The organism is Corynebacterium mendelii (assembly GCF_017307055.1).
Taxonomy (GTDB): domain Bacteria; phylum Actinomycetota; class Actinomycetes; order Mycobacteriales; family Mycobacteriaceae; genus Corynebacterium; species Corynebacterium mendelii.
Genome location: NZ_JAFLEQ010000008.1, coordinates 155,989 through 156,857, shown reverse-complemented (window position 1 = coordinate 156,857; position 869 = coordinate 155,989). Strand labels below are relative to the sequence as shown.

Genomic DNA, 869 nt, shown 5'->3' with positions numbered 1-869 from the left:
CCCGGGCGGCCGCGCCCGCCGCGTCGATGACCGCGATTCGGGCCGCGGCAGTGGCAAGACCGGCCAGGACAAGCCCCACCACCACCATCACACTGACCAGGGTCAGGGCGGCTTCGACAGTCACTGACCCCTCCTGCCCGAAGCACTGTCGTTGCCTGCCGCGCGGTGCCGGTACCGCGGCACCCGGCAGCGCCGGGCAAGCGGTGATGCGGCGGCTCACAGCGGCGCGGAGTTCAGTGCTTTGTCGATGATGTCCTGCAGGGCGGTGGCCATTGTCTCGCTGGTCACCACCCCGTAGAGCACCGCCGCCAGGGCGGCGGCGGCCAGGGTGCACATCGCGTATTCGATGGTGGTCATCCCCCGCTGGTCGGTGGCCAGTTGGCGAAGCATCGACCGGGCCTGCAGCACAGTGCCGCCGGTGGACCCGTGGGCGGCGCACGGATGGTTGTGGTGCGCACCACAATCCCCGCGGTGGTGGCTGCGCCCGGTGGACGGGCCGGCCGCGGGTGGGGTGTCCGCCGCGGCAGCAGCCCGGGCGGGGGTGCGACTCCCGGTGGGAGGGTTTCCGGCGCGACTGCGGCCGGTTTCGGTGATGGTCATTGGTGACTCCTTGGGAAAGAAAACAGTGTTTGATGGTTGATGGTTGATCGATGGTGGGTGCCGGATGCCGGGCGGTCACAGCATCTGTCCGACCAGGTCGGCGATGACCGGTACCAGGCCCAGCACAATGAAGGCGGGCAGGAAAAACAGGGCCAGCGGCATGGCCAGGGCCACCCCGGCGCGTTCCGCGCGGGCCACCGCCGCGTCCCCGGCTTCGGCCCGCAATTGCTGTGCCAGGCGTTCGGCGACCGGGGCGATGGCCGCCCCGG

The 869-nt window shown here is 71.0% G+C and carries 1 protein-coding gene and 1 pseudogene; both read right to left on the bottom strand.

What is annotated here, in order from left to right; genetic code table 11:
- Positions 1 to 216: 216 nt before the first annotated feature.
- Positions 217 to 600, bottom strand: coding sequence for a DUF4244 domain-containing protein (locus JZY06_RS12535; protein WP_330617076.1), 384 nt, complete (start codon positions 598 to 600; stop codon positions 217 to 219).
- Between the two features lie 75 nt (positions 601 to 675).
- Positions 676 to 869 (bottom strand): annotated as a pseudogene (locus JZY06_RS04005) (type II secretion system F family protein); the annotation flags it as partial.